Genomic DNA, 25,858 nt, shown 5'->3' with positions numbered 1-25,858 from the left:
AGACCGCTGACCCTTAGTCCGCATTGACCGAGCGCAGATCACGGGGTCTGACCGATGGTTGCCGGCTCACCATGCAATACAACACCGCCGCGAGCACCAGGCCTACCACCCAGCTGATGTCTGCGCCCAACCAACTCGCCACGAATCCGGTGTAGAACGAGAACTTCATGAACGGAATCGTGCCGATGATCGAAACCGCATACACCGCCAGCGTACGGCAGTTGAACCCTCCGTACTTGCCTTTTGGATCGTACAACTCACTGACGTCGTAGTGACCGCGGGTCACGACGTAATAGTCAGCCAGGTTGATGGCACTCCAGGGAATCAGCAGGTAGAGCTGGCCAATCAAAATGTCGGCAAAGAAGGTGTCGAAGCGGTACTGGGTGGCGATGGCGATCAAGGTCGCCGCCACCACCAGCGCGGCCATCACCCAGGCTTTTGCCGAGGGGGTGACCTGTCGCAGTTTGCCGAAGGCGCCCGTGATCGTTACCGAAGACATATAGGCGCTGTACAGGCAGAGCACGTTGTATTGAATGACGCCCAGTGCGATCACGGCCAGCGCCAGCGGCGCCCACGGGCCGAACAGCATGGCAATGGCGGTGGCAGGGTCCTGGCCCAGGGCGGCCGGGATCATGACGGCCAGCAGCGCGCCCAGGGCCATCATCGAGAACGAGCCCAGGGCGCAGCCGGAGTAGGTGGTCCAGAAGGTGGTACGGGTGTCGACGTCGGCCGGCAGGTAACGCGAATAGTCGGCGACGTAGGGGCCATAGCCCAGCGTCCAGGAGGCCGCTTGGGCGACGACCAGGTTGAACGCCGTGAACGAGAAAAGCTTGCCGGTCGCGGTGGCCGATATCGGGTCGTGGTGGTGCAGCAGAATCAGGACCAGCGCACCGCCAAAGATCAGGCTGGAGATGAGGCTCATCCAGGCACCCAGGCGGTGAATCAGCTCGTAGCCGACGAAGCCGATGATGAAGGTCAGTACACCGACGATCACGATCGCCTGGTTATTGCTGACCGGTAGCAGGGCTTTGAGTGCATCGCGCATCAAGACACCGCTGGCCGCCAGGAACAGCACCGCTGAAACGACCATCACCAGCAACGGAATCGCTGCACCGTAGACACCGAATTGAGCCCGGCTCTGAATCATCTGGGGCACGCCCAGATGGGGCCCCTGAGCGGAGTGTGCGGCCATGAACACGGTGCCGACGAGATTGCCGATCAGCAGGGCGAACAGGGTCCAGGCGAAACTCAGTCCCGAAACAATCCCCAAAGTACCCACCATCAGCGCGGTAATTTGAAAGTTGGAGCTGAACCAGATCGTGAACAATCGTCCTGGTGTGCCATAGCGCTCGGCGTGAGGGACAAACTCGATACTTCGTTTTTCCAGCTGCACGACTGCCTCCTTTTCCATTTTCTTTATTGTGCAGCAGGCATTGATCAGGCGTCGGCCTGACCACGAACATTACATAGGCAGTAACGACCCCGCACACGCCTGGGAAGAACCGGCAACGTTCACACCTCGCAATAACCCCGCCAGCCAATCTTGATGCTGTCACCGCCCAGGGGTTCCACCTGGATGCCTGCGGTTTCAGAAATCTCCTCCATCAGGCGTCGCCAGTCCTCGGGGCGTTCATCGGGCAGGCGAGTGACGGTGACGGACTGGACCTTCTGCACTTTAGGGTCAGTGATGATGCGCTGTACGCGGTGGCCAATGTCCTCGTAGCCGGGCTCGCTGCGGGTAAAGGCGGTGGGTGCAAACATGGCGAATCTCCTGGGTTATACTGTATGCATGAACAGTATTTGCCGGGCCGTCAATTCGCAAGTGCTGCTCAAGATTCAGCCCTTCGGCTGCCGAAAGTTTCATCCAGGCATTAAAAAGCCCGCTGGACAGCGGGCTCGCTCAGACAGGGTCTTTACAGCTTCATCAATGCCCGCACCACCACACCGACGATCCGGCAGTCGTGCGCACAGAGTTCGGTCGGGTAGGCCGGGTTCAACGGCTTCAAGTACTTATGGCCGCCGTCTTCCACCAGCTTCTTGAACGTTGCCTCGTTGCTGTCCGCGAGCTTGGCGATGACCAGCTTGCCGGGCTTAACGTCTGCCTCGGTGTCGACCAGAATGAAGGTGCCCTCGGCAATGCTCTGGCCGCTGGGTGCCGTCATCGAATCGCCTTTGACTTCAAGCCAGAAGGCGGGTCCCTTGGAGTCGTACTCGGACATCTCGTAACGGTCGGAAAAGCCGGGCGGGAAAGGTTCGATCGCCTCGGACCAGGCACCGGCAGCCACCCACGAGATCACCGGGTAGCGAAAGGTCAGGTCGGGCTGGCCGATCATGCCGACATTGCGATCGCCATGACCCTCCCGCCTAGGCACCATCATGCCGATGTTGTCGGATAGCCAAATGGCGCTGATGCCGCACACATGGGCAATCATGGGCAGATGAGCGCTTTGCAGGTTCTTGCCGGTCTCCAGCTGAGAGATGACCGGCTGTTCGACGCCAACCTGTCTGGCCAGAGCCTTCTGGGTGAGTGCTGCGTGCTGGCGGGCGATCTTGATGCGTTCGGCAAGTGTGTTCATGACCATACAATATAAGCACACTTATTGCATTGCAAATAAGTTTGCTTTTGCCTAGGTTATAAGCCTGCTTATTATCAATGCGATCGAAAGGGTGCGCCATGCGGCGTCCAACCCATCGAACGAAAAAAACTCGCCGCCGAGCGCTGATTTGTCGAGACCACGAGGTAAGCCCCATGAAGATCCATTGCCCACGCCAGGCGTGGCACGACTGCACTTACCACCAGACACGCAATGGCCTGGCCGGGCTCGACCAGCGCCGCCTGCTGGGTGCGGCGGTGCAGACCACAGACAAGGGCGTGACCGCGAATGCCGCCGCCCACTTCACGTTGGCGGCCAGGATCGGGTCGGCCATCGCCACGCTTGACCCCCGGCTACGGGTGTTCGGCGATTTCATGTATGCGCCGCAGACCAGCGCTCGGGATGCCGACGACATTCGCGAGGCGGCCGAGGAGCTGATCTTTGCCAGGGTCCTCGCCAGATCGCCGCGCATGACCGCCGCCAAGCGCGACAAGCTGGAGTACGTGGTCAAGGGTGTGATGCGCCGCTACCGCTACATGCATCAGGGCGGTCAGTCGGCCAATCAGGACCCGTTGGCCAGCCCGGAAAGATTTCGTGCCTGGTTGCTGAACGAATTCGATGTGCGCCTGGCGTCGGTTCGTTGGGCGCGGGAATGGGAAGGCTTTGTCCAGCGTACGTTCGAGTGCTGCGAGGAGATGGACGGCATGGCATTGAGCCCGATTGCCGCCGTGATCGCCCAGATGAAAAAGGCGGCTTGAGCTTTCTTCAAACGAGGCCTTGACTTCCCGCTCGGCGAATGACATGATTTGGCCACATTTAGAGTTTTGCCTTAAGGCAAACATCTGAAAAAAACTGATTTTCAACAGCCCCGACAGAGCAATCTGCCGGGGCTTTGTCATTGCGTGGTCTCGATCCATGGATCCATCAGAACTGATCAGCCAGGCGCCGACGACCCTCGCTGGTTGGGTCAGTTGGGGGTTGTGCGTGCTGTTCGGTGTCTCCGTGTACTTGAGCAAGTACCTGTCCGAGCGCCGCGCCGATAACAAGGAAATCCACCGCCTTGAGAAAGCCTTGGCCGAAGAGCGCACCTTGCGCAAGGAAGCCGATGCCGAGAATCGTTCGCTCAGTGACCGCATCAATGACCTGGTCCAGACTTTTTCTGATCAAAACGCCACCAATGCTCGGCTCGAGGAGCAAATGAAGCACCTCGCCGAGCAAAACGACCAATTGCGTCAGCAGGTCGCGCGCCTGCAGCAAACTGTCCAAGGCACGCTTGAGTCGTGACTGCGCCACACATCCTCCAAACCCGCCTTGAGCGGGTTTTTTTATGCCTGGAGTTCAGCATGACGAACGCAGCAAACGACCTCGACATTCTCGCTCGGACACTCTGGGGAGAGGCGCGCGGTGCAGGCCTGCCCGGCATGATCGCCGTCGCCTGGGTGGTGCGTAACCGGGTGTTTGATGGCATCGCCGACTCCTGGTGGGGCGAGGGCTGGGCGGGCGTCTGCCAGGCCCCGTACCAGTTCAGTTGCTGGAACCGTGATGACCCGAACTACCCCTGGGTGAGCGGCGCCCAGCCGATTTTACCCACCGAGCTTGCCCAGGCCCAGACGGCGGCGCGGCGGGTGATGGATGCCAGCGTCGCGGACCCCACCCATGGCGCCACCCACTACTACTCGCTTGCATTGCCCCATCGTCCCGGCTGGGCCGCCGATGCCATGGAAACGGCTTGCATCGGCCGCCAGCTGTTCTTCAAGGACGTGGCGTGACCCCCGACCCTTTTTACCCGCTGCACCTCACCTCAACAGGAGCAATACCCCTATGTCCATCATCAGCAAAATCAGCGAAGCCCTGACCGTCCTGAACACCGTTGTCGAGTTCGCCGAACGGATCAAAACGGCCCTTGGCGTCACCGACAGCAGTGACCTGGCGCACAAACTGACCGAAGCCGAGACGGTGATTGCGGCCAGTCAAGCCGCTCTTGCCAGTGCCACCGCCAGCGCGTCCTGAGTTGTTCATCGCGTTCTGTCTCATCCCCCAAACCTGAAGGAACACACCCAATGACCACCACTACCAACACCGACCCGCGTCGCGGCATCAGCCTCAGTGGCATGGAGTACTCGGAGGACGTGCTCCCCGGAACGCCCGGTACCGATTATTTTTTGCCGACCCTGGCCAACTTTCAATACTGGGTTGGCAAAGGCATGAACATCATTCGCCTGCCCGTGCAGCTGGGCAGATGGTTCGACACCCCTGGCGCGGCGCTGAATGCCACCGGCACCTCCCAGCTGGACACGATTCAGGGGTACGCCGACACCGCTGGCATCAAGGTGCTGCTCGACGGTCATGATTTCGCCACGCGCTATGTCGACGGCGCCCTCGCTCAACTGGGCTCGGACGCCTACCCGATCAGCGCCTGGACCAGCGATTGGGCCAATATCGCCACGTACATCGAAGGCAAGACCGCCTTCTGGGGCATCGACCTGGTCAACGAGCCGGCCGGGCTCAGCGTCGAGACCAGCGAGTTCAACTACATCACCCGGGCCTATAAACAGCTGATGACCGACCCGCAGTTTCGCAACCCGGACACCGGCGCCAACTGGTTCGTCACTGCACCTTTCAGCATCAGCGCCACGGGTGGCACCACCGGTGGCGGCCAGTTGATCCTCGATGCGACCACAGCGCAGTACAAGGTCATCCGTCACTGGAACAATGGCCACGACACGGGCTATGCGGTGCAAGCGAACACGACCTATGTCATGAGCTTCTACGTGACCCAGTCCACCACCCAAGGCACCAACACCTTGACGATCAACGCCGTGGCCAACAGTGGCGACACTGGCGCAGTGGCCCTGGCCACGCAGGTGATCGCCGATGCGGCCACCCGCACCCGGGTCGACGTGTCCTTCACCACCGGGGCCGATCAGACCCTGATCTATTGGGACATGAACATCCAGGGGGTGATCGGCACCGGCACCTACGAAGACTGGAACCTCAACGAGAGCACCTTGGAGAACTTCGTGCCCTGGAGTTCCGACGGCGGCACCCTGGCCACTGTTTGCACGATGCAGAACGCGGCCATCGCGGCCGTCCGCGCGGCGGGTTACACCGGCTGGGTGGTCTGGGAGAGTGATCGCTCCAATGGCGTGGCGGTGTTCGGCGACAACTATGGGTATTACCCTGACGTGCCCTGGGTCGACTCGCTCAACCTCACCCAGATGTCGTTCCACTACTACCTCGACCCGGACTACAGCGGCACGTACACGTCTGACTGGACCGAGGCGACCCGCGATCGCTTCACCGCGCAGATCGAGCAGGTGGGGGAGTGGGCGGCGGACAAGGGCGTCACCGTGTTCATGGGCGAGTACGGTGTGCCCAGCGACTCGAGCACCAGCTCGGTGAACTACCGCACCGACTTCGACAATGTCATGTGGCTGTTCGATCAGTACAGCTTCAACGGCACCTATTGGGCCGCCGGTGACAACTTCACCTCCAACACCTCCATCGGCCCGGTGAACGGTGTGGACAACACCACGGTGCTGCCCATCGTCATCGACCATCTCAGCAGCAACGTCGGCAAGACCAAGCCCACCAGCTGAGTGGAACGTCGGCCGGGGATTGTCTCCGGCAGGTGCTCTGTACTCGTTTGATCAACCCTGAAAATGGCCAACACATTAAAACATCATTATGTTTTAATGTGTTGGCTTTCCTCATTACGGACCTCATTCAAATGCCTGCCTGCAACCTGTTCCAACCCCTGCAACTCGGTCTCTTCACCCTCAGAAACCGTATCGCCCTGCCACCCCTGACCCGCTCGCGCAGCAGCCAGCCCGGCAACATTCCCAACGACCTCATGGCCACTTACTACCGTCAACGGGCCAGCGCTGGCTTCATGGTCACCGAGGGCACCCAGATCGAACCTCGCGGCCAAGGCTACGCCTGGACACCCGGCATCCACACCCAGGCTCAGGTCGAAGGCTGGCGCAAGGTCACCGACGCCGTGCACGCCGAAGGCGGGGTGATTTTCTGCCAGCTCTGGCATGTCGGTCGGGTCTCCCACACCAGCCTGCAACCTGATCGGCAGCCGCCCGTGGCACCCTCGGCGATTCGGGCGACGGCGGTCAAGGTGTTCGTCGAAACCGGCCCGGACAGCGGCATGCTGGCCGACCCCAGCGAGCCGGTGGCCTTGACCACCGCGCAGGTCGGCGAGCTGGTCGAGCTGTACCGGCTCGCGGCGATCAATGCCAAGTCCGCCGGCTTCGACGGTGTCGAGCTGCATTGTGCCAATGGCTACCTGATCAACCAGTTCATTTCCGAGCACAGCAATCAGCGCACGGATCAGTACGGTGGTTCCCTGGATAACCGTCTGCGGTTTCTGCGCGAGGTCTGCGAGGCGGTCATCGGCGTGTTCGGCGCCGAGCGGGTGGGGGTGCGTTTTGCGCCGCTGTTCGAGACCACCGATGAAGAACGAGTCTATCTCGGGCTGGTAGAACGCGATCCCCACGCCACCTACGTCCAGGCCTGCGCGCTGCTGGAAAGCCTGAAGGTCGGTTATCTCTCCATTGCCGAAGCCGACTGGGACAACAGCCCCGACCTGCCGCAAACTTTTCGCCAGGCGCTGCGCGAGGTGTATTCGGGCGTGATCATGTATTCCGGTCGCTATACCCAAGCCAAGGCCCGCGAAGTACTCGCCAGCGGCTGGGGTGATCTGTTCGGCTTCGGTCGCGCTTTCATCGCCAACCCGGACCTGCCCCATCGCCTGCGTCAGGGGCTGGCGCTCAACCCGGTGGACGCGGCGTCCTTGTACGGCGGTGGTCCGCATGGCTACATCGACTATCCCGCCAGCAAGGCATAAAATCGTCGACCCACGGCGGGGGTCGTCCCCGCCTGCCGCAAAATGGCTCCCATGACGGATTTGAACGACGCACTCAAGGTGCTTTCCCATCCCACCCGCCGACTGATTCTGGGCTGGCTGGCGCGACCCGAGGACAGCTTTCAGGCCTACACGCAGCTGTATGACTTTTCCGTGTACGGTGTGTGCGCCAGCCTCATTCAAGACAAGGCCGGGCTGTCGCAGCCCGCGACCTCGCAGTCCTTGAAGGCCTTGGGAGATCAAGGCTGGGTGATCGCGACCAAGGTGGGCAAATGGACCTACTACAAGCGCGACGAAGCGCGCTTGCAGGCGGTGGTGTCGCAGCTGGTGTCGAACCTGAAGGTCTGAAGGCCTACGCCCCCGCTGCCTCGACCGCGCGGCAATGGCGAATGAACGCCCCCAACTCGTCGATGGGCATGGGCCTGGCGAAATACCAACCTTGTGCCAGGTGCACCCCCGCGTCCCTGAGCACGTTGCGCTGGTGCTCGGTCTCGACGCCCTCGGCAATCATTTTCAGCCCCAGCGACCGCGCGATTTCGATGATGTGAAACAGCAGCGGGCTGCTGGAGCGCTGATCACCGATCTGATCGACAAAAGCCTTGTCGATCTTCAGGTAATCCAAGGTGTAGGTGGACAAGTAGGACAGGCTCGAATTGCCGGTACCGAAATCATCAATGGCCACCTTGAAGCCATGGGCGCGGATTGACACCAACACCTCTTGGGCCTTCTCCGGCTCCATCAGGCCGCGTTCGGTGACCTCGATCATCACGTTGTCCGGCGTGCCGCCAGCCTTGCGGATCAGTGCCAGCAGCTGCTGTTCAGTCTGCTCGCTGTGCAGGTCTTCGGCAGAAAGGTTGATGCCGATGTGCGTCTCGGGGCACTCCTTGATCAGCGCGCCGATATCCTGTGCGACCATTTCCATCACCTGCGCGGTGACCCGGCGGATCAGCCCGCTGGCCTCGGCGGCCGGGATGAACACCACCGGGCTGATCATCGCTTCTTCAGGCGGCTTCCAGCGAATCAATGCTTCGGCGCCGGCGCACTCTCCGGTGCGCAGGTCCATCACCGGCTGGTAAAGCAAAAAAAACTCGCGACGTTTGAGCGCGCGCAGCAATCGGGATTTGAACGACAGCCGGTAACGCATCACCGCAAACAGCAACGCGGCCAGGCCCAGCCCCAGAACGATGCCGACCCCCAGATAGCCGGGCAGCACAGCGCGGATCAAATGGGTCACCCGTGCGTCCGGCACGGCCACCAACATCGAGGTGTCCTGGTCAGTGGAGGGCTGGATATAGACGAACAGGCCCGCGTCGGAAAAGCTCAGCGGTGACCCGTGGTAGCGAGCCAGCCAGGCCGGGTCGAATGGACCCTTGGAGCGAACCACCCCACCGTTGAGGTCGCGAAAGTGCGTGATGGAAATGTCGGTCTGATCATTGGAGATATCCAGCACCAGATGCGGCGCAATGATCGCGGCGTACCCGCCGTCTCTTTCGCTGATGGTGAAAGTGGCGCCAGGCAAACCGGGCAACACCACCGCGCCCCAGCGGCGGCCGGCACGGGGCGTGATGTGCTGGGCCGGGCCAAGGTCGAGCCGCGTATCAGCGGCAGGCAGGGTCGAACACAGCAGCTCGTTCCCCTGAATGTACGCCAGCCCCTGAAGGTAATGGGCTTTGAGCAGCAGCTGTTGCATCAGCGCCAGGTGATCGGGCGAGCACGGCCGAAGACCGGCGTTGCGTTGCGCGCTGACCAGGTCATTGACCTGCGCCGCCGTCAAGGCAGAGCGGTGGCTGACATCCGAAGCGATGCCGCTCAGCCAGATTCGCGCCGATTCACGGCCACTGAGCACTGCCAGATACGCGAATGTGCCGACGGCCGTGACGAAGACCAGCACGGCAGCGGCCACCGTCAAATGTCTTATTGTCTTGCTGCGCATAACCGTACTGCTCGGGCTGATGAGACAAGGCTGGGTCTTGGCTCGGCCCAGTGGGTCAGTCGCCAGCCATCCAGTGAGATTGCACGTTGATATCGGCGCTGGCAGCGGATTCTTGAGGGGCAATCTGCCCCGTCGGATTCACACCACCCGATCACGCCCTTCGCGCTTGGCCTGATACAGCGCCCGATCTACTTGCTCGACAAAGCTCGTGCTGGATTGCTCAGGGGATGGCATCACGGTGCCTACCCCCAGACTCAGGGTCACCACCGGTGCTACGGGAGACAGCTCGTGGGCGATGCGTTGCTGGCGCACCAGCACCCGGCATTTCTCGGCCAGCTCGCGGGCCGCCTCGGCATCAGTGTCGGGCAGCAGCCAGACGAACTCTTCACCGCCAAAGCGCGCCACGAGATCGCGGGGTCGTTGCGCGGCCAGGCTCAAGAGCTGGCCGACGCGCTTGAGGCATTCGTCGCCGCGCAGATGGCCATACTGGTCGTTGTACTGCTTGAAGCAGTCGATATCCATCAGGATCAGCGACAGCGGCTGGCCGCTACGCTGCGCCTCGCTCCACTCCTTGGCCAGGGTGTTGTCGAAGCGGCGGCGGTTGGCGATGCCGGTCAGGCCATCCTGGTAGGACAGTGCTTCAAGTTCACGATGCAAGTGAGCCAGTTGCTCTTCCTGTTTCTTGCGCTCGCTGATGTCGAACATGAAGCCGATCAGGGCTTGGACTTCACCCTCCTGGCGGACCACGTGGACCACGTCGCGGATCCACACGTAATGGCCGTCGCGGGTCAGGGCGCGGTAGTCGGCTTCGTGATCGACGCCGGCCTTGGACTGCGACACGCAGAAGTCTACAACGTAGTCGCGGTCCTCGGGATGCATGCGCTCGACCCAGTCGTTGACACTCTGCCAGCTGTCCTGGGGCCAGCCCAGCAATGCCTCGATCTGCGGGCCGATGTAGGTGAACGTCATGGTCGCCCAGTCGATGTGCCAGGGTATGGCCTTGGTCGATTCCAGCAGGGTCTGGTACACCCTGGACGGAACGTCCAGCGTATCAAGGGTGGCGTCGGTCATGGCGAACAGGGCTCGGGGAGGGTGGTCGCGATGATAAGCGTTACCGGTTCGTCGTCGCCAATCATTAACGCCGTCATGAGGCCTGGATCACGGTCCGTTATCCGGCCACCTGCCCGAGCGTCTCGACAATCGCCACCCCGGCGGCCTCCATCGCCTGAATGGCCGCCGCCGCCGTCTCCTCGGAAATCGCCTTGCAGGCCTCCTTGACCACGATCACTTCAAACCCGGCCCTGGCCAGTTGCAGCGCGGTGTCCTTGACGCAGAAGTCGAACGCCAGGCCGCCAACGATGACCCGGTCGATGCCTTGGCCCTTGAGCACTTCGATCACCCCGGTGGTGCGCCGCTCGGACACGTCGTGATAGCAGGCGCCGAAGGGGTGCAGATCCGACTCCACGCCTTTCCAGACGAAGAAGTCATAGTCCTGCGGGTGGGGCAGATCATCGAGCAGCTCGAAGCCCGGCGTGCCGATGACGCAGTGGCTCGGCCAGTGCAAGGGCGCTTCGGTCAGCCCGGTGGGCGCCGCCATCTGGCTGCGGTCCGGGTTGACCCAGGCAGCGGACGTCGAATGGGCATCCTTGGAGCCGACCCGAAAGCGTCCCAGCGCCGCCATGGCGTTGAGCACGGGCGCGAGTGTCTCGCCGCCGGTCACGGGCAGCTCGTCGGGGCACAGGGGAGTGAAGCCTTTTTGGGGGTCGACATCGAAGGTCGCGGTGGTGCTTTTCATCGGCATCTCTCTCTGGTTACAAGCGTGAAAACAGCTCGGTCACCCACGCGGCAAACACCCTGACCTGGGTGCTCATCTGAAGGCTGGGGACATCGCTCAAGTAGACATCCTGCGGCGCCGGCTGCCAATCCTCAAGCAAGGATTGCAGGCGGCCGGCATCATGCGCAGCCTGAAGCAGGTCTGATCGCGATAGCGTATAAAGGCTGATCATCCGCCATCCAGGCGGATCGCCCCGGAGCCCGATGTGGAAGAAATGGCGGCATTCCATGCCAGGAGTCGGCAAGCACGGCTCGACTACCTCTATGCCCAGGAAAGGCTCAGGGATATGGTCAACGCCGGGGTGTTCTCCGGCCCGCTGTGGCAACTTCGCAACAACGAGCTGGTTCGCTGTACCCGCAACTGGGTCGAGTTGCCGCGGCAATATCCTCGACCCGACACGTTCGCAGAACCGCTTTAAAAGCCCGGGGCTCCCGCCTCGGGCGCATCGACACTGCGCCACTTTACCTCGGAAATCCCGAACCGCTCGGCCACCGGCCGGGTCGTGCGGCGTGTCTGGTCCCGCGGGCTGCGTGGGATATGCCCAAACCCCGCATCGCAACTCGCCCAGTGCCAGGCCTGGGCAGTGTCCATCTTGTCGGCGCGGATCACGAAGCTGCGGGCTTCGCCGTGGAGGATGTAGTCAATGGTGTAGAGCAGGCTGTTCATTTGCAACGGTCTCGAAATCCTGATTGAGGTTACAGATAACCTCGGAAAAAAATAATTCACTTTGTTTTCAACGGCCTGACAGGGACCTCCATCAGGGCCTGTCATGAAACAACAGATGCGCGGTGATGGTTTCGGCTGACGTGGGCGAAGATCTCGCAGGCTCCTGCGACTCCCACCGGACCGCGGTAGGAGCGCGCGCAAACCGCGATGACTCGCGCGCCAATCCCTGATAACCCCTGGTTATCAAACCCTGCCAATTCTTCATTGGCGCTTATCGTCCTCCCGTTCTAGCGTGAGAAGGCTTTTCCGCCACACCGCCCTATAAAAATAATAGCGAGGCTCCTCATGAATCCGAACACCGGAGAGACGGCCGCATTGGCGCCGGATCCGAAGCAGTTGCGCCGTGCCATTTTCACCGGCGCGGTCGGCAGCGCCTTGGAATACTACGATTTCGCCCTCTATGGACTGGCCTCGGCGCTGGTCTTCGGCAAGCTGTTCTTCCCCACTCTTGGCACCACCGGGGCGTTGCTGGCCAGCTTCGCCACCTACGGCGCGGGCTTTCTCGCGCGGCCCTTTGGCGGACTGTTCTTCGGCTCGCTGGGAGATCGCAAGGGGCGCAAGCTGGTGCTCCTGCTGACCGTCGGCCTGATGGGCCTGGCCACGACCCTGATCGGGTTGCTGCCCACCGGCGGCGTCGGCGCGGTGTTGCTGGTGCTGCTGCGGCTGCTGCAAGGTTTCGGCGCCGGCGCCGAACAAACCGGGGCGGCGACCTTGATGGCCGAGCTGGCGCCACCCAAGCGCCGGGGTTTCTACGCGGCACTGCCCTTTGTTGGCATCTTCACCGGGCTGGCCCTGGCCACCGTGACGTTTCGCGTCATGCAGGCGCTGCTGACTCAGGAGGAGATTCTCGCCTGGGGCTGGCGACTGCCGTTTCTGGGCAGCATCGTGCTGATCGTCATGGCCTTGTGGATGCGCCTGAACCTCAAGGAAAGCCCGGTCTTCAAGCAGTTGGCCGAATCCAGGCACGTCATCCAGAGGCCCATGCGCGCGGTGCTGCGCAATGCCCGTCGGCCACTGTTGGCGACCTGCTTGATGCGCCTGGCCGAGCAGGGCTGCTCAACCCTCTACACCAACGTGGCGATCGCCTTTCTGACCGGCTTTGCTGTAAAGCAGGGCGCGGCCAGTGGGGCCAATTTTGGCACCATCGGCACCAATGCGGTGTTGCTCGCCAGCGTCGCCAGTGTGCTGACCACACCGCTGTTCGGCGCCTTGTCAGATCGGGTCGGGCGGCTGGTGGTGTACCGCGCTGGCGCCATCTTCACCTTGCTCTGGGCGCTGCCGGCCTGGTGGATGATCGACAACGGTAACCCGTGGCTGGTGTCGCTGGCGATCTTTGGCGGCTTCGCCATCGGCGCCAACAGCATGCTGGGCTCGCAATGCGCGCACTTCTCCGAACTCTACGGCAACCGCTATCGCTACTCGGGGGTGGCTTTGTCCCGGGAAGTCGGGGCGATGCTCTCCGGCGGGCTGGCGCCGGTGTTGGGGATCTTCCTCGTGGGCATCACCGGTGGCGCGTTCTGGGTACTGGGGCTGTACACCATGGTGCTGGCGACCTTGACCTTGATCGGCACGCTGCTGTCGGTGGAAACCCGTGGCCGCAGTCTTACCGATCTGGCCGACGCGGTGGGCTCGGGGGCGGTGCTCAGCGCCGAGGAGGAGCGGGCGCGGGCGCAGGCCGGAGTGACCGCCTGAACGATTATCTTCAGGTTCGTGACGTTTCATGAAACCTGGGCACGACGGGGCAGTGCAACTGAACCGGTGCGCGCGCAGGGCAGTCACTTGGAGGTTGCCATTGAACCGACCAGGAGGCCGCCCTATGCGCGCTTTGCACTTGACCAGCCTGACCTGCGCTGCCCTGTTGGTAGCCGCGTGTTCCAGCCAACCCAAAGCCATGTGGGGGACCAGCGGCGTCGCCGGACGCCAGGCCCTGGCGCCTGCCGAGGCTTACCCGGAGCTGTTCGAAGCCGTGCAGAGCGGCCAGGTTTTCACCGACCAGAAGCACTTCGTCGACGCCTTGCCCAAGCGTGATCCGGCCATGATCCGCGCCGATTACATCACCCAGCGCGACCGCCCCGGCTTTGACCTGAAGGCCTTCGTCGCCGCCAATTTCATCGGCTCCGGCGAAGCCGAAACTCCTGCACCGCAAGCGGGTGCGCCGATCAAGGAACACATCGACAAACTCTGGCCGGTACTCAGCCGCAGTTATCCCTCAGTGCCGCAATACAGCAGCATGCTGCCCTTGCCCAATCCCTATGTGGTGCCGGGCGGGCGTTTCCGGGAAATGTACTACTGGGACTCGTACTTCACCATGCTGGGCCTGGAGCAGAGCGGCGACAAGGTCCAGGTGCGGCAAATGGTCGACAACTTCGCCTACATGATCGACACCTACGGGCACATCCCCAACGGCAACCGCACCTATTACCTGAGCCGCTCGCAGCCGCCGTTCTTCGCCTACATGGTGGACCTGGAAGCGCGCATCGAGGGCGACCAGGCCTACGGCCGCTACCTGCCCGAGTTGCAGAAGGAGTACGCGTACTGGATGGACGGGGTCAACACCCTCAAGCCCGGCGACGCGGTCAAGCACGTGGTGCGCTTGCCTGACGGCAGTGTCTTGAACCGCTATTGGGACGCCAGCGCCACGCCGCGCGAAGAGTCCTGGCTGCAGGACGTCAACACCGCCAAGCAGGCGCCGAACCGGCCCAAAGAGGAAGTCTGGCGTGACCTGCGCGCTGGTGGCGAAAGCGGCTGGGACTTCAGTTCGCGCTGGATGGGCGACCCGCACAATCTGGCCAGCATCCGCACCACGGCCATCGCGCCAGTGGACCTCAACAGCCTGATGTTCCACCTGGAAAAAACCATCGCCAAGGCCTGCCAGACCACCGGCCATGCGCAATGCAGCCAGAGTTACGGGCAGCGCGCGGATCAGCGCCAACTGGCGATCGAAACCCACCTGTGGGATGCCGCCGACGGTCACTACGTCGATTACGACTGGCGCCTGAACCAGCAGCGTCCGGCGTTGACTGCAGCGGCGTTGTTCCCGCTGTACACCGGGGAAGCCTCCGCCGCTCATGCCACGGCCACGGCCCAGGCGGTGCGCACCGGCCTGCTGGAACCGGGCGGCCTGGCCACCACCCAGGTGGAAAACGGCCAGCAATGGGACCAACCCAACGGTTGGGCACCGCTGCAATGGGTCGCGGTACAGGGCTTGAGCCGTTACGGCGAGAACGGCCTGGCGGCGCAGATCGGCACGCGCTTCTTGACTCAGGTCGAAACCTTGTACAACCAGCAGTCCAAGCTGGTGGAAAAATATGACCTGTCCGGCAAGGGGCAGGGCGGTGGCGGCGGTGAGTACGAGCTGCAGGATGGCTTTGGCTGGACCAATGCCGTGACCCTGAAGCTGATGCAGAAGTATTCGGCGGACTATACCGCCGGGAAGTAGAGCGATCCGCAGACCCTGTAGGGCCGAGCTCGCTCGGGTACCGCTAACTGCCTGTCGCAGCGCGGTGTCGGGTTCCCGAGCCAGCTCGGTCCTGCAAGGATGGGTTCATTGGCCTGCCGCTTCGCTGGCTCGCCCGACCGATACCGTCTGAAACCGTCCGATATCAAACGGCTCGATAGGCGTGCCGGTCGCCCCCGTGGCGATCAGTTCGGCCATCACATCCCCCACCCCCGGCCCCAGCTGAAAGCCGTGTCCGCTGAAGCCGAACGCATAGAACAAGCCCTCCACTTGACTGCTGCGGCCCATGATCGGGCGGTCATCTTCCACATAACCTTCCACACCGCTCCAGGTGCGGATCACATGGGCCCGCGCCAGCGCCGGGGCCAGGCGGCGCAGGCGCTCCATCTGCAAGGGCAGTGCCTGGGGCGCGGCGGCCGAGCGCAGGCTGTCCAAGTCCGGCAGGGTGCGGTAGCAGCCACCGAAGATCACGTTGCCCCGGGGAATCTGGCGGAAATAGATCACCTCGTCGTTGACTTTCGACGACACCCCCACCACTTCCTTGAACACGTAGGGCAACGGCTCGGTCACGGCCATCTGCGGGCCACGGGTGAGCATCGGCACCGGCTCGCCGAACTGGCTGGAGAGCTTGCCGCCCCAGGCCCCGGCGGTGACCAATACCTGGGGAGCGGTGAACACTTCGCCGGCGGTGCTGTGCACTTCGAACCCGCTGCCGACCTTGTCGATGCGGGTGATTTCCACGTTCTCGCGCAGGTCCACGCCGTTGCGCCGGGCGGCGCGGGCAAAGGCCGGTGCGGCCAGGCGGGGATTGGCGTGGCCATCGAATGGCGCGTGAGAGGCCGCCAGCACCTCGGGCCCCAGCCACGGATAACGCCGGCGCATGCCCGTGCCTTGATAGATGCGCAAACCCAGCTCGCGCGCCTCGGGCGCGTTGGCATAGTCCTGTAATCCTTGCAGCTCCTCGGGGCGATAGCACACACGGATGTGCCCGGTGGGCAAAAATTCCAGGTCATCGCCGATCAGTTCCGGCAAGCGACCCCACAAGGCCCGCGAGCGGTTGGCCAAGGCCAGTTGCGGCAGGTAGCGGCCCTGGCGGCGTACGTTGCCGAAGTTGGTGCCGCTGGCGTGCTGGCCCACCAGGCCGCGCTCGAGCAGCAGCACTCGCTGGCCGCGCTGGTTGAGAAAGAACGCACTGGCGGTGCCCATGATGCCGCCGCCGATGATGATAATGTCCGGGCTCATGACAGTGCCTCGTCGGGAAGGGCGCGCAAGGCAATGGTCAGCGGGCGTACCGGCGCCTGGCCGCGCAGGCGGCCGACCTCCTGCACGGCGATGCCGGCCTCGCTGGCGATGATCTGGGCGCCGGCCTGGGCGCAATAACGTCCCTGGCAGCGGCCCATGCCCACGCGGCTGAAGGCTTTGGCGCGATTGGCTTCGCAGGCGCTTTTGACCCGCACCACCTCGCGCAACTCGCCGGCGGTGATGGCTTCGCAGCGACAGATGATGGTGCTGTCGTCCAGCTGGGCGGCGTGTTCGGCCGGCCAGGGAAAGGCCTGGGCCAGACCCAGGCGAAAGCGTTCAAGGGTGGCCAGGGCCGTGCGCTGCTGCTCGGCAAAATCGCCGCTCAGGGGTTGTCCCACATCATGCAGCACCGTCGCCGCCACCAGTCGCCCGGCCGCTTCGGCGGCATCGGCGCCACGGGTACGGGCGCTGTCTCCAGCGGCATAGACGCCCCGGCTGGAGGTACGGCCATCGGCGTCCAGTTGCAGCACGAACTGGCCGCTGGCGGATTCGAATTCGAAGGCGCAGCGGGCCAGGTCCGCCAGCTGGGTTTCCGGACGCAGGTGATACCCCAGGGCCACGGCGTCGCATTCCAGCCGCCGGGTCTGGCCACTGCTGTCGGAAAAGGACACGCCCTGTACACCGTCAGTCGCGTTGCCATGGATTTCCAGCGGGCGTACACCGGTGTGCACCGCGACCTTCGCTCGACGCAGTGCGTTCATCAGCCCCAGCCCGTTGAACAGCACACCCGGCCGGGCGAGCATTTTCGGCAGCGCGGCGAAGCGCTGGCTCAGGGTCGAGGTGTCGAGCACCGCCGCCACCTGCGCCCCGGCTTTGACATACTGCGCGGCCACCAGATAAAGCAGCGGGCCGGTGCCCATGAACACCACGCGCCGGCCGATGGCCACCGACTGGGCCTTGAGGGCGATTTGCGCGCCGCCCAAGGAGTAGGTCCCGGCCCACTGCCAGCCCTCGACCGGCAACAGCCGGTCGGTCGCGCCGGTGCACAGGATCAGGCGATCGAACGGCACTTCGCGCTGCTCGCCGTGGCGCTGGGTGAACAAGACGTGCTGATCCATGCCCCAGACCAGGGTGTCCGGGCGGTAGTCCAGCTGCCCGCGCAAGCGGTCGAAGGTCTGATGCAAGGCCTGGGCCTTGGCCGCTTCGGTGCCGTACAGCGTGGCGTAAGAGCGCCTGAAACCTACCGGTTGGCGCCGGTAGATCTGCCCGCCGTCACGGCTGTTTTCATCCAGCAGGATAGGCCTGTGCCCCTGAGCCACCAGCACCTCGGCGCAGCGGGTGCCCGCAGGGCCGGCGCCGACAATGACAATGCGCGGTGTGTTCGAGTCTCGCGTCACAGGTTCCATGGCGCCTCCGGAGGACGGGTCAGCACATTCAGGCCTTCGCTGACCGGCGTACCACAGGCGCGCAGGCGTTCGCCGTCGGCGGTCCATACCCAGCAATCCTGGCAGGCGCCCATCAGGCAGAAACCGGCCCGGCTGCTGTCGTCGAACTCCGACTGGCGCAGGCTGCGGGTGTTTGTCAGCAAGGCAACCATCAAGGTGTCACCGTCGAGTGCATCAATGGCCTGGCCATCGACCTTGAGGCGCACAGGCGCACGCTCAGTCTCGTCCAGGCGCTGGAAACGGGGGGTCATACGGCTTCTCCACAAGGCATGGCGTGGGGGATGGATTGCAGGCGGATCAGGTCTTCGGCGCGGTGGTGGCAGAGGATTTCATTGCCCTGGGCCAGGCGCTTGAGCGACGGCGCCGTGGCATCGCAGACCCCGGCGATGCGCACCGGGCAGCGGCTCAGGAAAGTGCACAGCTCCGGGTGGCGGTCGAGGTTGGCGATGGGCGCAAGGGCCGAGCCCGCGGGCGGTTGTTCTTCCAGCCAATGACGGCGCAGCTGCGGTACGGAGCGGGTCAGCAGGTCGGTGTAGGGGTGCAGCGGCTGCTGGCTGAGGGTCTGACGGTTGCCGGTCTCCACCTGATGCCCGGCGTACAGCACCACCACTTCATCGCACAGCGCCTTGACTGTGGAAATATCGTGGCTGATGAACAGGTATGACAGTCCCAGTTCCCGACGCAATTGCTTGAGCAACTCAATGATGGCGGCCCCGACCACGGTGTCCAGGGCCGAGGTCACCTCGTCGCAGAGCACCACGGCCGGGTCGGCGGCCAGCGCGCGGGCGAGGTTGACCCGTTGCTTCTGCCCACCCGAGAGCTCGCTGGGGTAACGCTGGGCCAAGGCCTGGGGCAATTGCACCAGGTCCAGCAGTTGCGCGAGCCGTTGCTGCTGCTGCGCGCGGTTCATGCCGTGGTAGATCTTCAATGGCCGGCAGAGTATCTGCGCCACGCTGTGGGCCGGGTTCAGCGCCGTGTCGGCGTTTTGGTGCACCAGCTGGATGCGCCGAAACTGTTCCGGCGTGCGGTCGGCCATGGCCCCCGGCAAGGTCGCGCCGTCGAACACCAGCTTGCCCCGTGCTGGCGACAGCAGGCCGGCGATGGCCCGGGCCAGGGTCGATTTGCCCGAGCCGGATTCGCCGATGATGCCGATGGACTGCCCGGTGTAGAGGTTGATGTTGATGTCGTCCAGCACCCGGATTGACGGCAGGCCCAGGTGGTCCGGCGCGCCGTAGCCGGCCACCAGGTTGCGCACCTGCAAGAGGGCCGGCCGAGGCGGGGTGACGAAGGGGGTCAGGTCCGGCATGTCGGGGCGTGCCGCCTGCAGCAGCTGGCGGGTGTAGCTGTCGCTGGGAGCGATCAGCAGCGCCTCGGTACTGCGGTGCTCGCGCACGGCGCCGGCCTTGAGCACGAGGATGTGGTCGGCCATCTGCGCCACCACTGCCAGGTCGTGGGAGACATACACGGCGCTGATGCCGCGTTCCTTCATCACCTGCTTGAAGGTGCGCAGTACTTCGATCTGGGTGGTGACGTCGAGGGCCGTGGTGGGCTCGTCGAGGATCACCAGCTGCGGGTCGGTGATCAGCGCCATGGCCGCCATCACCCGCTGCAATTGCCCGCCGGAGACCTGATGGGGGTAACGCCGACCGATGCGCTCGGGGTCGGGCAGGGCCAGGGCGACGAACAGTTCCACGGCACGTTGCTGCGCTTCGCGGCGACTGAGCAGGCCATGTATCAGGGCCGGCTCGATCACTTGGTCCATCAGGCGCTTGGACGGGTTGAACGCCGCCGCCGCGCTTTGGGCGATGTAGGCAACATGGCGCCCGCGAAAGCGGTGCAACTGCTGGGCGCTCAGGCCCAGCACCTGCGTCTGCCCCACACGCACTGAACCACCGCTCAGGCGACAGCCTTCCCGGGCATAGCCCAGCAAGGAAAGGGCAATGGTGGTCTTGCCCGAGCCGGACTCACCGATCAGCGCCAGGACTTCGCCTTGGCCGAGGCTGAAATCCACGCCCTTGACGATTTCGTTTTCGCCGCCGTCGGCCGCCTTGGCGACCACCCGCAGGCCTTTGACTTCAACCAGTGCGTTCATTCAGAAACCTGCGCGTCTACGGGCGGAAAAGCTGTCGATCAGCACGTTCACACCGATGGTCAGGGTGCCGATGGCCACGGCCGGGACGATGATCGCCAGCGAGCCCTGGCTCAAGGCCGAGATGTTCTCGCGTACCAGCGAACCGAGGTCGGCGGCGGGCAATTGCACGCCCAGGCCCAGGAAGCTCATGCCACTGAGCAGCAGCACGCAAAACACGAAACGCATGCCGAAGTCGGTCAGCAACGGCCCGACCATGTTCGGCAGCATCTCCACCGTGGCGATGTACCAGCGACCTTCGCCACGGCTGCGCGCCACTTGCACGTATTCCATCTGCGCGATGTTCAGCGCCAGGCTGCGGGCGATACGGTAGCAGCCGGGGGTGTAGGCGATGACTGCCATGGTGATCAGCAGCGGTACCGAAGAGCCGAACACCGAGACCATCACCAGCGCCAGCATCTTGCTGGGCATGGAGATCAGCGCGTCGATCACCCGGCTCAGGGCTTCCTCGATCCAGCGGTTGGACAACACCGCCAGCAAGGCCAGGGCGATGCCGAACAGGCAGGAGAACACCGTCGAGGCCAGCGCCAGGCCCACCGAGTAGCGCGCGCCGTCGAGGATGCGGCTGAGCATGTCGCGGCCCAGGTAGTCGGTACCCAGCCAGAATTTGGCGCTGGGTGGGGCGAAGATGTCCGGGGAAATCATGGCGCTGGGGTCGTAGGGCGAAATCCAGCTGCCGAATATCGCGATGAACAACCAGAACAGCACCAGAGTACCGCCGATCAGTGCGCTCCACATGCGTCGCGGGCGCTTTTTCAGGGCCGGCGGCGGCACTGCTTCGAGGCTCGCTTCAGGTGCCTGCACGGCACTGGGGTGCAGCGTCGCAGGCGGTTCGGGACGTTGCTGAGTAGCCAGTAATTTGCTCATTGGGTTCTCAGTTTCGGATTGGACAGAACGCCGCAGACGTCGGCGATGATCAGCAGGATCAGGTAGGCGGTGCAGAACAGCATCGAGCACGCCTGGATCAGCGGCATGTCGCGGTTGGCCACGCCGTCCACCATCAACTGGGCCAGGCCGGGGTAGTTGAAGATGGTTTCGACGATCACCGCGCCGCCTACCAGGTAGGAGACGCTGACGGCGATGGCGTTGGCGATGGGGCCGACGGTGTTGGGCAGTGCGTGGGTCAGCACTAGCCGCACCGGGCGCACGCCCTTGAGGCGGGCCATTTCGATGTAGGGCTTGCCCAGCTGGTCCACCAGCGCGGCGCGGGTCATGCGCGCCATCTGCGCGGTGATCACGCAGCACAGGGTGGCCACCGGCAAGGTGTAGGCGCGGATGAACTGCCAGGGCGTGGAGACGTCATGGGCGAAGATCAGCGCCGGCACCCATTTGAGTTTGACCGCAAAGATCAGCACGGCCAGGGTGGCGATGAGAAACTCGGGGATCGCCACAGTCGTCATGGTCACTACATTGAGGCCCCGGTCCAGGGCGCTGCCCCGGTACATGGCCGAGACGATGCCGATGATCAAGGCCAGGGGAACGGAGATGGCTGCGGTGACCGCGCCCAGCGTCATGGAGCTGGCCAGCCGGCCACTGATCAGTTGGGTGATGGGGGTCTGGCTGGACAGGGACAGGCCCATGTCGCCATGGAGCAAGCCGCTCAGCCAGCTCAGGTAGCGCACCAGGGCTGGGCGATTCAGGCCCATCTGCTCACGCAGGGCGGTCAGTTGCTCGGGGGTGGCGAACTGGCCGAGCGATTGCTGCGCGGCGTCACCAGGGAGCAGGGCGGTGACGAAAAACACCATCAGCGACACGATCAGCAGCGTCAGCGCGATGCCGCCGATGCGCTGGGCGATAAAGGATAGAGTCCTGGCGTTCATGCGTGGTCCTCTAGTTGATGTGTGGTCAGGCAGGCGGCCTCATCGCGGGCAACCGCTACGGCGGCCGTAGCGGTTGCCCGCGATGGCGTCCTCAAGCGTCGAGCCACACATATTCGGCAAACGAATACCCCATGAAGCCGCCAATAGGGATCGACTCATAGCCCATCAACTTGCTCGAGTACCCATCAATGGTGCTGACGAACATCGGCAGGCTGATGCCGCTGTGGTCGTGGATCAAGGTCTGCATGTCGGCGTACATCTGCTTGCGCTTGGCCTCGTCCCGCTCGGCTCGCGATTGCACCAGCAGCTGGTCGAACTGATCGTTCTTCCAGCCCGATTCGTTCCACGCCGCATCCGACTTGAAGAACTGCGACAGCAGGATGTTGGCCGTAGGCCGGGCGTTGACGCTGCCAAAACCCAGCGGGTCTTTCATCCAGTGGGTGTCCCAGTAGCCGTCCGCCGAGACCCGGTTGACGTTCAGATTCAGGCCGGCCAGCTTGGCAGCCTGTTGCACCACCACGGCCATCTCGTTGGCGCCGTCGGGCGACGAGGAGGTGACGATGGGCAGGCGGGCTCCGGCAAGTCCGGCCTTGGCCAGCAGGAACTTGGCCTTTTCCGGGTCGTAGGCTCGTTGCGGCAGGCCCTCGAAGTAGTAGGGGCTACCGGGCATGATCGGTTGGTCGTTGCCGATCACGCCGTAGCCGAGAAACACCGACTTGAGGATCTGTTCGCGGTCGAACAGCAGCTTCATGGCCTCGACCACATTGGGGTCGTTGAATGGCGCCTGGGGCAACCGCATGATCAGGTTGGTGTAGGTGCCGGTGTTGGTCGACTGGATTTTCGCCACGCTGCTGGCCTCGACCTGCTTGGCCGAGCGCGGGTTGACCGAGTTGATCAGCTGCACGTCGCCGGCCAGCAGTGCGTTGACCCGCGACGGCTCGTCGCCGATGCCGATCAGCTCGATCTCGTCCAGGTACGGCTTGCCGGGCTTGAAGTAGTGGTCATTGCGCACGGCCAGAGTGCGCACGCCGGGTTTGAACTCGGCGCACTTGAACGGGCCGGTGCCGTTGGCGGTGTCGAACGCCTTGGTGCCGTCGGGAATGATCAGGAAATGCGAGATCGCCAGTACCGCCGGCAACTCGGTGTTGGGTGAGGTCAGGCTGATCTGCACTTCGTTCGGCGCGGTGGCCTTGACCTCGGCGAACTGGTCGGCCAGCGGCTTGACCTTGGAGCCGGTGATCGGGTCCTTGTGGCGCAGCAGCGAATAGACCACGTCGGCGGAGGTGAACGGCTTGCCGTCGTGGAAGGTCACGTCCTTGCGCAGTTTTACCGTCCACACCTGGGCGTCGTTAGTGTCGAAGGACAGCGCCAGGGCCATCTGCGGGATCAGCTTGGTGTCGAACGCAGTGAGGCCGTTGTAGAAAATATTGTGGCGAGCGTAGTCGGTGGAATGGGCGCCACGGGCCGGGTCGAGGGTGTCGGCGGTGGAGGTGGAGGTGGACGCCACCCGGATCTTGCCACCGCGCTTGGGCGTTGCGGCCGCGGGCGCATCGGCGGCGAACACCGAGCCTGCGCTGCCCAGCAGGCTGCCGACACCCGAGGCCATCAGGCCGGCGCCGCCCAAAAGGCGCATCGCATCACGGCGGGACATACCCCGGTTGAGCGCCTCGAAGACCCCTGCACTCTGTTCGGCACCGATCAATGAACTGTCTTTGCTATCGCTCATTTCCACACTCTCGAAGTAGGTTGAACCGCTTGCCGAAGGGTTATTTTTTTTGCCGGGCCTGGTGTTGCAACTCAGGCCCGGCGGTCCTGCCACTTGTACCAGGCGCCCACCACGGGCAAGAACCAAGGCTTGCCGAAGTGCCCGGGAATCGCCGGCCAATCCAGCGCGCGCCAGGGATTGGCCTCTGCCTTGCCGGCCATCACATCGGCCATGACGCGACCCATGTGCACGGCCATCTGTACGCCATGGCCGCTGTAGCCCATGGCGTAGAACACCCCGTCCTGCTCCCCCGCACGGGGCAGGCGGTCGGCGGTCATGTCGACGATGCCGCCCCAGCAGTAATCGATCTTCGCGCCGCGCAAGGTCGGGAACATACTGTGCAGGGACGCGCGCAGCACCTCGCCGCTCTTGGCGTCCGAGCGCGGGTTGGACATGGCAAAACGCGCCCGGCCGCCGAACACCAGGCGATTGTCCACCGTGGTGCGGAAGTAGTTGCCGACGATGCGACTGGTCACGTAGGTGCGGCGGTTTGGCAACAGCGCATCGAGCACGTGGGTCTCCAGCGGCTCGGTGGCAATGATGAAGCTACCCACCGGCGCGATGCGTCGACGGAACCACGGAAACGGCCCTTTCATCGAACCGCCCGAGGCCAGCAGCACCTGCCGCGCTTCGATCACGCCACGGGCGCAGGTGATCAGGTAGTTGCCGCTGGGCAGGCGAGTGATGGCGGTCACTGCCGCCTGCTCGTAGACCTGGGCGCCGGCGCGCACCGCCGCTTGGCCCAGGCCCACGCCAAACTTGCCCATGTGCATCTGGGCGCCCTGTTGCGAGAGCATGCCGCCGAAAAAACCCTCGGCGCCGATTTCGCCGCCGATGTCCTTGGCGTCGATCAGGCGCACGTCGGGGTCCACGTCCCGGGCAATCAGTTCGCAGGAGCGCGCCAGGCCTTCATAGTGCATGGCCTTGGCGGCCAGCTTCAGCTTGCCGGTCTGGCGAAAATCGCAATCGATGGCCTGCTCGCTGATCACGGTCTGCACGGTCTGCACCGCCTGGGCGTAGGCCTGATAGAAACCCCGCGCCGCCTCGCGACCCTGGGTCTTCACCAGCCCGGCGTAGTCGTGGGCCACCCCGGTGTTGCAGTGCCCACCGTTGCGCCCGGACGCTTCGCCGACAATCCGGCCGGCTTCGAGCACCACCACCTCGGCGTTGCGTTGGGCCAGGCTCAAGGCCGCCGACAACCCGGTGAACCCGGCGCCGACCACCACCACATCCACCAACCCCTGGACCGGGCCTTGCGCGGCGCCGGTAAAGGGCGGAGCGGTGTCCAGCCAGAAGGATTCGGATGCCATGGCGTGTTCCTCGAAGGGCTGCGGGACTTAGAGACCGACCACTGCGGCGAGGCCGCCGATGTCTTTGATTTCGGTGTTCTTGTAATGCGGCGTGCTCGGCTCGTGACCGCGGTTGACGAACACCTTGTGGGTGATGTTCATGTAGTCGGCCGGGATCAGGTCGTAGCGAAAGCTGGAGGACACATGCAGCACGTCTTCCGGGCCGCAGCCGAGGTTGTCGAGCATGTATTCGAAAGCCGCCAGGCGCGGTTTGTAGGCCTGACCCTGTTCGGCGGTGAAGACTTTGTGGAACGGCACGCCCAGCTTGTCGACGTTGGACATGATCTGGCTGTCGGAGGCGTTGGAGTAGATCACCAGCGGGATCTTGTCGGCGATCTTGGCCAGGCCGGCGGTCACGTCGGCATGGGGCCCCCAGGTCGGCACAGCGTCGTAATAGACCTGGCCTTCGGCATCGTTGTAGGCAATGCCCCAGCGCTTGCAGGTGCGTTCCAGCGCCGACTTGATGACCTGGTCATAAGGCTGCCAGGCACCCAGCACTTCGTCGAAGCGGTAGCCGTTGAAGTCCTTGACGAACTGATCCATCAACTCGGCCGGCACACGATCGGCAAACATCTTGCGGGCGATCGGGCCCATCTGAAAATTGGTCAGCGTGCCGTAGCAGTCGAAGGTGATGTATTTGGGACGCACGATGGTCATAGCGGTTTCCTGTT

Annotated in this window: 27 protein-coding genes; 10 read left to right on the top strand and 17 right to left on the bottom strand. The window is 63.7% G+C overall.

The genetic code is table 11. From position 1 onward, the window contains the following. Positions 1–13: 13 nt before the first annotated feature. From HB675_RS24205 to HB675_RS24195, 3 genes are all read right to left on the bottom strand, one after another. Positions 14–1,393 carry a cytosine permease gene (locus HB675_RS24205; RefSeq protein ID WP_213881689.1) on the bottom strand — a complete coding sequence of 460 codons (1,380 nt, stop codon included), beginning with the start codon at positions 1,391–1,393 and terminating at the stop codon, positions 14–16. A 119-nt stretch (positions 1,394–1,512) separates the two neighbouring features. Next, positions 1,513–1,761, bottom strand: a complete 249-nt coding sequence (locus HB675_RS24200; RefSeq protein WP_213881688.1) for a DUF1654 domain-containing protein — start codon at positions 1,759–1,761, stop codon at positions 1,513–1,515. A 152-nt stretch (positions 1,762–1,913) separates the two neighbouring features. Beyond that, on the bottom strand, positions 1,914–2,582 hold the full coding sequence (locus tag HB675_RS24195) for an XRE family transcriptional regulator (RefSeq protein ID WP_213881687.1): 669 nt from the start codon (positions 2,580–2,582) through the stop codon (positions 1,914–1,916). 167 nt (positions 2,583–2,749) lie between these two features. On the opposite strand from HB675_RS24195, the gene HB675_RS24190 reads away from it, so the two are divergent. From HB675_RS24190 to HB675_RS24160, 7 genes are all read left to right on the top strand, one after another. Further along, positions 2,750–3,352, top strand: coding sequence for a hypothetical protein (locus tag HB675_RS24190; RefSeq protein ID WP_213881686.1), 603 nt, complete (start codon positions 2,750–2,752; stop codon positions 3,350–3,352). 157 nt (positions 3,353–3,509) lie between these two features. Then, on the top strand, positions 3,510–3,878 hold the full coding sequence (locus tag HB675_RS24185; protein ID WP_213881685.1) for a hypothetical protein: 369 nt from the start codon (positions 3,510–3,512) through the stop codon (positions 3,876–3,878). 59 nt (positions 3,879–3,937) lie between these two features. Beyond that, positions 3,938–4,363, top strand: a complete 426-nt coding sequence (locus HB675_RS24180) for a cell wall hydrolase (protein ID WP_213881684.1) — start codon at positions 3,938–3,940, stop codon at positions 4,361–4,363. A 52-nt stretch (positions 4,364–4,415) separates the two neighbouring features. Next, a complete protein-coding gene (locus HB675_RS24175) occupies positions 4,416–4,604 on the top strand; it encodes a hypothetical protein (RefSeq protein WP_213881683.1) in 189 nt (62 codons plus the stop codon). A gap of 50 nt (positions 4,605–4,654) precedes the next feature. After that, on the top strand, positions 4,655–6,193 hold the full coding sequence (locus HB675_RS24170) for a cellulase family glycosylhydrolase (protein WP_213881682.1): 1,539 nt from the start codon (positions 4,655–4,657) through the stop codon (positions 6,191–6,193). Positions 6,194–6,324: 131 nt separating this feature from the next. Beyond that, complete coding sequence (locus HB675_RS24165; RefSeq protein WP_213881681.1) at positions 6,325–7,449, top strand: alkene reductase; 1,125 nt, start codon at positions 6,325–6,327, stop codon at positions 7,447–7,449. A gap of 51 nt (positions 7,450–7,500) precedes the next feature. After that, entirely contained in the window at positions 7,501–7,815 is a 315-nt protein-coding gene (locus HB675_RS24160; RefSeq protein ID WP_213881680.1) for an ArsR family transcriptional regulator, read from the top strand. A 4-nt stretch (positions 7,816–7,819) separates the two neighbouring features. Here HB675_RS24160 and HB675_RS24155 read toward each other — a convergent pair whose 3' ends face one another. The 4 genes from HB675_RS24155 to HB675_RS24140 all read right to left on the bottom strand — a co-directional run bounded on the left by HB675_RS24155 (position 7,820) and on the right by HB675_RS24140 (position 11,406). After that, positions 7,820–9,400 (bottom strand): EAL domain-containing protein, encoded by a 1,581-nt coding sequence (locus HB675_RS24155; protein ID WP_213881679.1) that lies wholly within the window; start codon positions 9,398–9,400, stop codon positions 7,820–7,822. A 138-nt stretch (positions 9,401–9,538) separates the two neighbouring features. Then, positions 9,539–10,471 carry a sensor domain-containing diguanylate cyclase gene (locus tag HB675_RS24150; protein ID WP_213881678.1) on the bottom strand — a complete coding sequence of 311 codons (933 nt, stop codon included), beginning with the start codon at positions 10,469–10,471 and terminating at the stop codon, positions 9,539–9,541. A 97-nt stretch (positions 10,472–10,568) separates the two neighbouring features. Further along, positions 10,569–11,195 (bottom strand): isochorismatase family protein, encoded by a 627-nt coding sequence (locus tag HB675_RS24145; protein WP_213881677.1) that lies wholly within the window; start codon positions 11,193–11,195, stop codon positions 10,569–10,571. A gap of 16 nt (positions 11,196–11,211) precedes the next feature. After that, positions 11,212–11,406, bottom strand: coding sequence for a hypothetical protein (locus HB675_RS24140; protein ID WP_213881676.1), 195 nt, complete (start codon positions 11,404–11,406; stop codon positions 11,212–11,214). Between the two features lie 33 nt (positions 11,407–11,439). Here HB675_RS24140 and HB675_RS24135 point away from each other — a divergent pair, with 33 nt between their 5' ends. Continuing rightward, positions 11,440–11,652, top strand: a complete 213-nt coding sequence (locus HB675_RS24135) for a hypothetical protein (RefSeq protein WP_213881675.1) — start codon at positions 11,440–11,442, stop codon at positions 11,650–11,652. Here HB675_RS24135 and HB675_RS24130 read toward each other — a convergent pair. After that, on the bottom strand, positions 11,649–11,900 hold the full coding sequence (locus HB675_RS24130; RefSeq protein ID WP_213881674.1) for a DUF6555 family protein: 252 nt from the start codon (positions 11,898–11,900) through the stop codon (positions 11,649–11,651). The two genes, HB675_RS24135 and HB675_RS24130, sit on opposite strands and share 4 nt — an antisense overlap. Before the next feature lie 345 nt (positions 11,901–12,245). Here HB675_RS24130 and HB675_RS24125 point away from each other — a divergent pair, with 345 nt between their 5' ends. Both HB675_RS24125 and treA read left to right on the top strand, forming a co-directional pair. Further along, positions 12,246–13,652, top strand: a complete 1,407-nt coding sequence (locus tag HB675_RS24125) for an MFS transporter (protein ID WP_213881673.1) — start codon at positions 12,246–12,248, stop codon at positions 13,650–13,652. A 124-nt stretch (positions 13,653–13,776) separates the two neighbouring features. Continuing rightward, positions 13,777–15,399: an alpha,alpha-trehalase TreA gene (gene treA, locus HB675_RS24120; protein WP_213881672.1), complete on the top strand. Its 1,623-nt coding sequence runs from the start codon at positions 13,777–13,779 to the stop codon at positions 15,397–15,399. A gap of 105 nt (positions 15,400–15,504) precedes the next feature. On the opposite strand, the gene HB675_RS24115 is transcribed toward treA, so the two are convergent. The 9 genes from HB675_RS24115 to HB675_RS24075 form a co-directional block, all read right to left on the bottom strand. After that, complete coding sequence (locus tag HB675_RS24115) at positions 15,505–16,659, bottom strand: FAD-binding oxidoreductase (RefSeq protein WP_213881671.1); 1,155 nt, start codon at positions 16,657–16,659, stop codon at positions 15,505–15,507. Further along, positions 16,656–18,065: an FAD/NAD(P)-binding oxidoreductase gene (locus HB675_RS24110; protein ID WP_213881670.1), complete on the bottom strand. Its 1,410-nt coding sequence runs from the start codon at positions 18,063–18,065 to the stop codon at positions 16,656–16,658. Before HB675_RS24110 ends, HB675_RS24115 begins: the two co-directional genes overlap by 4 nt. Next, positions 18,053–18,355, bottom strand: a complete 303-nt coding sequence (locus HB675_RS24105) for a (2Fe-2S)-binding protein (RefSeq protein ID WP_213881669.1) — start codon at positions 18,353–18,355, stop codon at positions 18,053–18,055. Before HB675_RS24105 ends, HB675_RS24110 begins: the two co-directional genes overlap by 13 nt. Further along, positions 18,352–20,196, bottom strand: coding sequence for an ABC transporter ATP-binding protein (locus tag HB675_RS24100; RefSeq protein WP_213881668.1), 1,845 nt, complete (start codon positions 20,194–20,196; stop codon positions 18,352–18,354). The genes HB675_RS24105 and HB675_RS24100 overlap by 4 nt, the downstream gene beginning before the upstream one ends. Continuing rightward, positions 20,197–20,991 (bottom strand): ABC transporter permease, encoded by a 795-nt coding sequence (locus HB675_RS24095; RefSeq protein WP_213881699.1) that lies wholly within the window; start codon positions 20,989–20,991, stop codon positions 20,197–20,199. It abuts the gene before it with no gap. A gap of 125 nt (positions 20,992–21,116) precedes the next feature. Then, positions 21,117–22,073 (bottom strand): ABC transporter permease, encoded by a 957-nt coding sequence (locus HB675_RS24090; protein WP_213881667.1) that lies wholly within the window; start codon positions 22,071–22,073, stop codon positions 21,117–21,119. 91 nt (positions 22,074–22,164) lie between these two features. Beyond that, positions 22,165–23,799: an ABC transporter substrate-binding protein gene (locus HB675_RS24085; RefSeq protein ID WP_213881666.1), complete on the bottom strand. Its 1,635-nt coding sequence runs from the start codon at positions 23,797–23,799 to the stop codon at positions 22,165–22,167. A gap of 71 nt (positions 23,800–23,870) precedes the next feature. Then, positions 23,871–25,148: an FAD-binding oxidoreductase gene (locus HB675_RS24080; RefSeq protein ID WP_213881665.1), complete on the bottom strand. Its 1,278-nt coding sequence runs from the start codon at positions 25,146–25,148 to the stop codon at positions 23,871–23,873. Between the two features lie 27 nt (positions 25,149–25,175). Then, entirely contained in the window at positions 25,176–25,844 is a 669-nt protein-coding gene (locus HB675_RS24075; RefSeq protein WP_213881664.1) for a haloacid dehalogenase type II, read from the bottom strand. Positions 25,845–25,858 lie beyond the last annotated feature (14 nt).

Origin of the sequence: Pseudomonas sp. dw_358 (genome assembly GCF_018449655.1) — a bacterium.
GTDB lineage: Bacteria > Pseudomonadota > Gammaproteobacteria > Pseudomonadales > Pseudomonadaceae > Aquipseudomonas.
The sequence above is the reverse complement of the archived record's forward strand: the minus strand, read 5'-3'. Positions and strand labels throughout refer to the sequence as shown.

Coding starts and splice junctions, on each gene's coding strand:
- HB675_RS24200 (WP_213881688.1), bottom strand. CDS start 1,761: ATGTTTGCACCCACCGCCTTTACCCGCAGCGAGCCCGGCTACGAGGAC.
- HB675_RS24195 (WP_213881687.1), bottom strand. CDS start 2,582: ATGGTCATGAACACACTTGCCGAACGCATCAAGATCGCCCGCCAGCAC.
- HB675_RS24190 (WP_213881686.1), top strand. CDS start 2,750: ATGAAGATCCATTGCCCACGCCAGGCGTGGCACGACTGCACTTACCAC.
- HB675_RS24185 (WP_213881685.1), top strand. CDS start 3,510: ATGGATCCATCAGAACTGATCAGCCAGGCGCCGACGACCCTCGCTGGT.
- HB675_RS24180 (WP_213881684.1), top strand. CDS start 3,938: ATGACGAACGCAGCAAACGACCTCGACATTCTCGCTCGGACACTCTGG.
- HB675_RS24175 (WP_213881683.1), top strand. CDS start 4,416: ATGTCCATCATCAGCAAAATCAGCGAAGCCCTGACCGTCCTGAACACC.
- HB675_RS24170 (WP_213881682.1), top strand. CDS start 4,655: ATGACCACCACTACCAACACCGACCCGCGTCGCGGCATCAGCCTCAGT.
- HB675_RS24165 (WP_213881681.1), top strand. CDS start 6,325: ATGCCTGCCTGCAACCTGTTCCAACCCCTGCAACTCGGTCTCTTCACC.
- HB675_RS24160 (WP_213881680.1), top strand. CDS start 7,501: ATGACGGATTTGAACGACGCACTCAAGGTGCTTTCCCATCCCACCCGC.
- HB675_RS24155 (WP_213881679.1), bottom strand. CDS start 9,400: ATGCGCAGCAAGACAATAAGACATTTGACGGTGGCCGCTGCCGTGCTG.
- HB675_RS24150 (WP_213881678.1), bottom strand. CDS start 10,471: ATGACCGACGCCACCCTTGATACGCTGGACGTTCCGTCCAGGGTGTAC.
- HB675_RS24145 (WP_213881677.1), bottom strand. CDS start 11,195: ATGAAAAGCACCACCGCGACCTTCGATGTCGACCCCCAAAAAGGCTTC.
- HB675_RS24140 (WP_213881676.1), bottom strand. CDS start 11,406: ATGATCAGCCTTTATACGCTATCGCGATCAGACCTGCTTCAGGCTGCG.
- HB675_RS24130 (WP_213881674.1), bottom strand. CDS start 11,900: ATGAACAGCCTGCTCTACACCATTGACTACATCCTCCACGGCGAAGCC.
- HB675_RS24125 (WP_213881673.1), top strand. CDS start 12,246: ATGAATCCGAACACCGGAGAGACGGCCGCATTGGCGCCGGATCCGAAG.
- treA (WP_213881672.1), top strand. CDS start 13,777: ATGCGCGCTTTGCACTTGACCAGCCTGACCTGCGCTGCCCTGTTGGTA.
- HB675_RS24115 (WP_213881671.1), bottom strand. CDS start 16,659: ATGAGCCCGGACATTATCATCATCGGCGGCGGCATCATGGGCACCGCC.
- HB675_RS24110 (WP_213881670.1), bottom strand. CDS start 18,065: ATGGAACCTGTGACGCGAGACTCGAACACACCGCGCATTGTCATTGTC.
- HB675_RS24105 (WP_213881669.1), bottom strand. CDS start 18,355: ATGACCCCCCGTTTCCAGCGCCTGGACGAGACTGAGCGTGCGCCTGTG.
- HB675_RS24100 (WP_213881668.1), bottom strand. CDS start 20,196: ATGAACGCACTGGTTGAAGTCAAAGGCCTGCGGGTGGTCGCCAAGGCG.
- HB675_RS24095 (WP_213881699.1), bottom strand. CDS start 20,991: ATGTGGAGCGCACTGATCGGCGGTACTCTGGTGCTGTTCTGGTTGTTC.
- HB675_RS24090 (WP_213881667.1), bottom strand. CDS start 22,073: ATGAACGCCAGGACTCTATCCTTTATCGCCCAGCGCATCGGCGGCATC.
- HB675_RS24085 (WP_213881666.1), bottom strand. CDS start 23,799: ATGAGCGATAGCAAAGACAGTTCATTGATCGGTGCCGAACAGAGTGCA.
- HB675_RS24080 (WP_213881665.1), bottom strand. CDS start 25,148: ATGGCATCCGAATCCTTCTGGCTGGACACCGCTCCGCCCTTTACCGGC.
- HB675_RS24075 (WP_213881664.1), bottom strand. CDS start 25,844: ATGACCATCGTGCGTCCCAAATACATCACCTTCGACTGCTACGGCACG.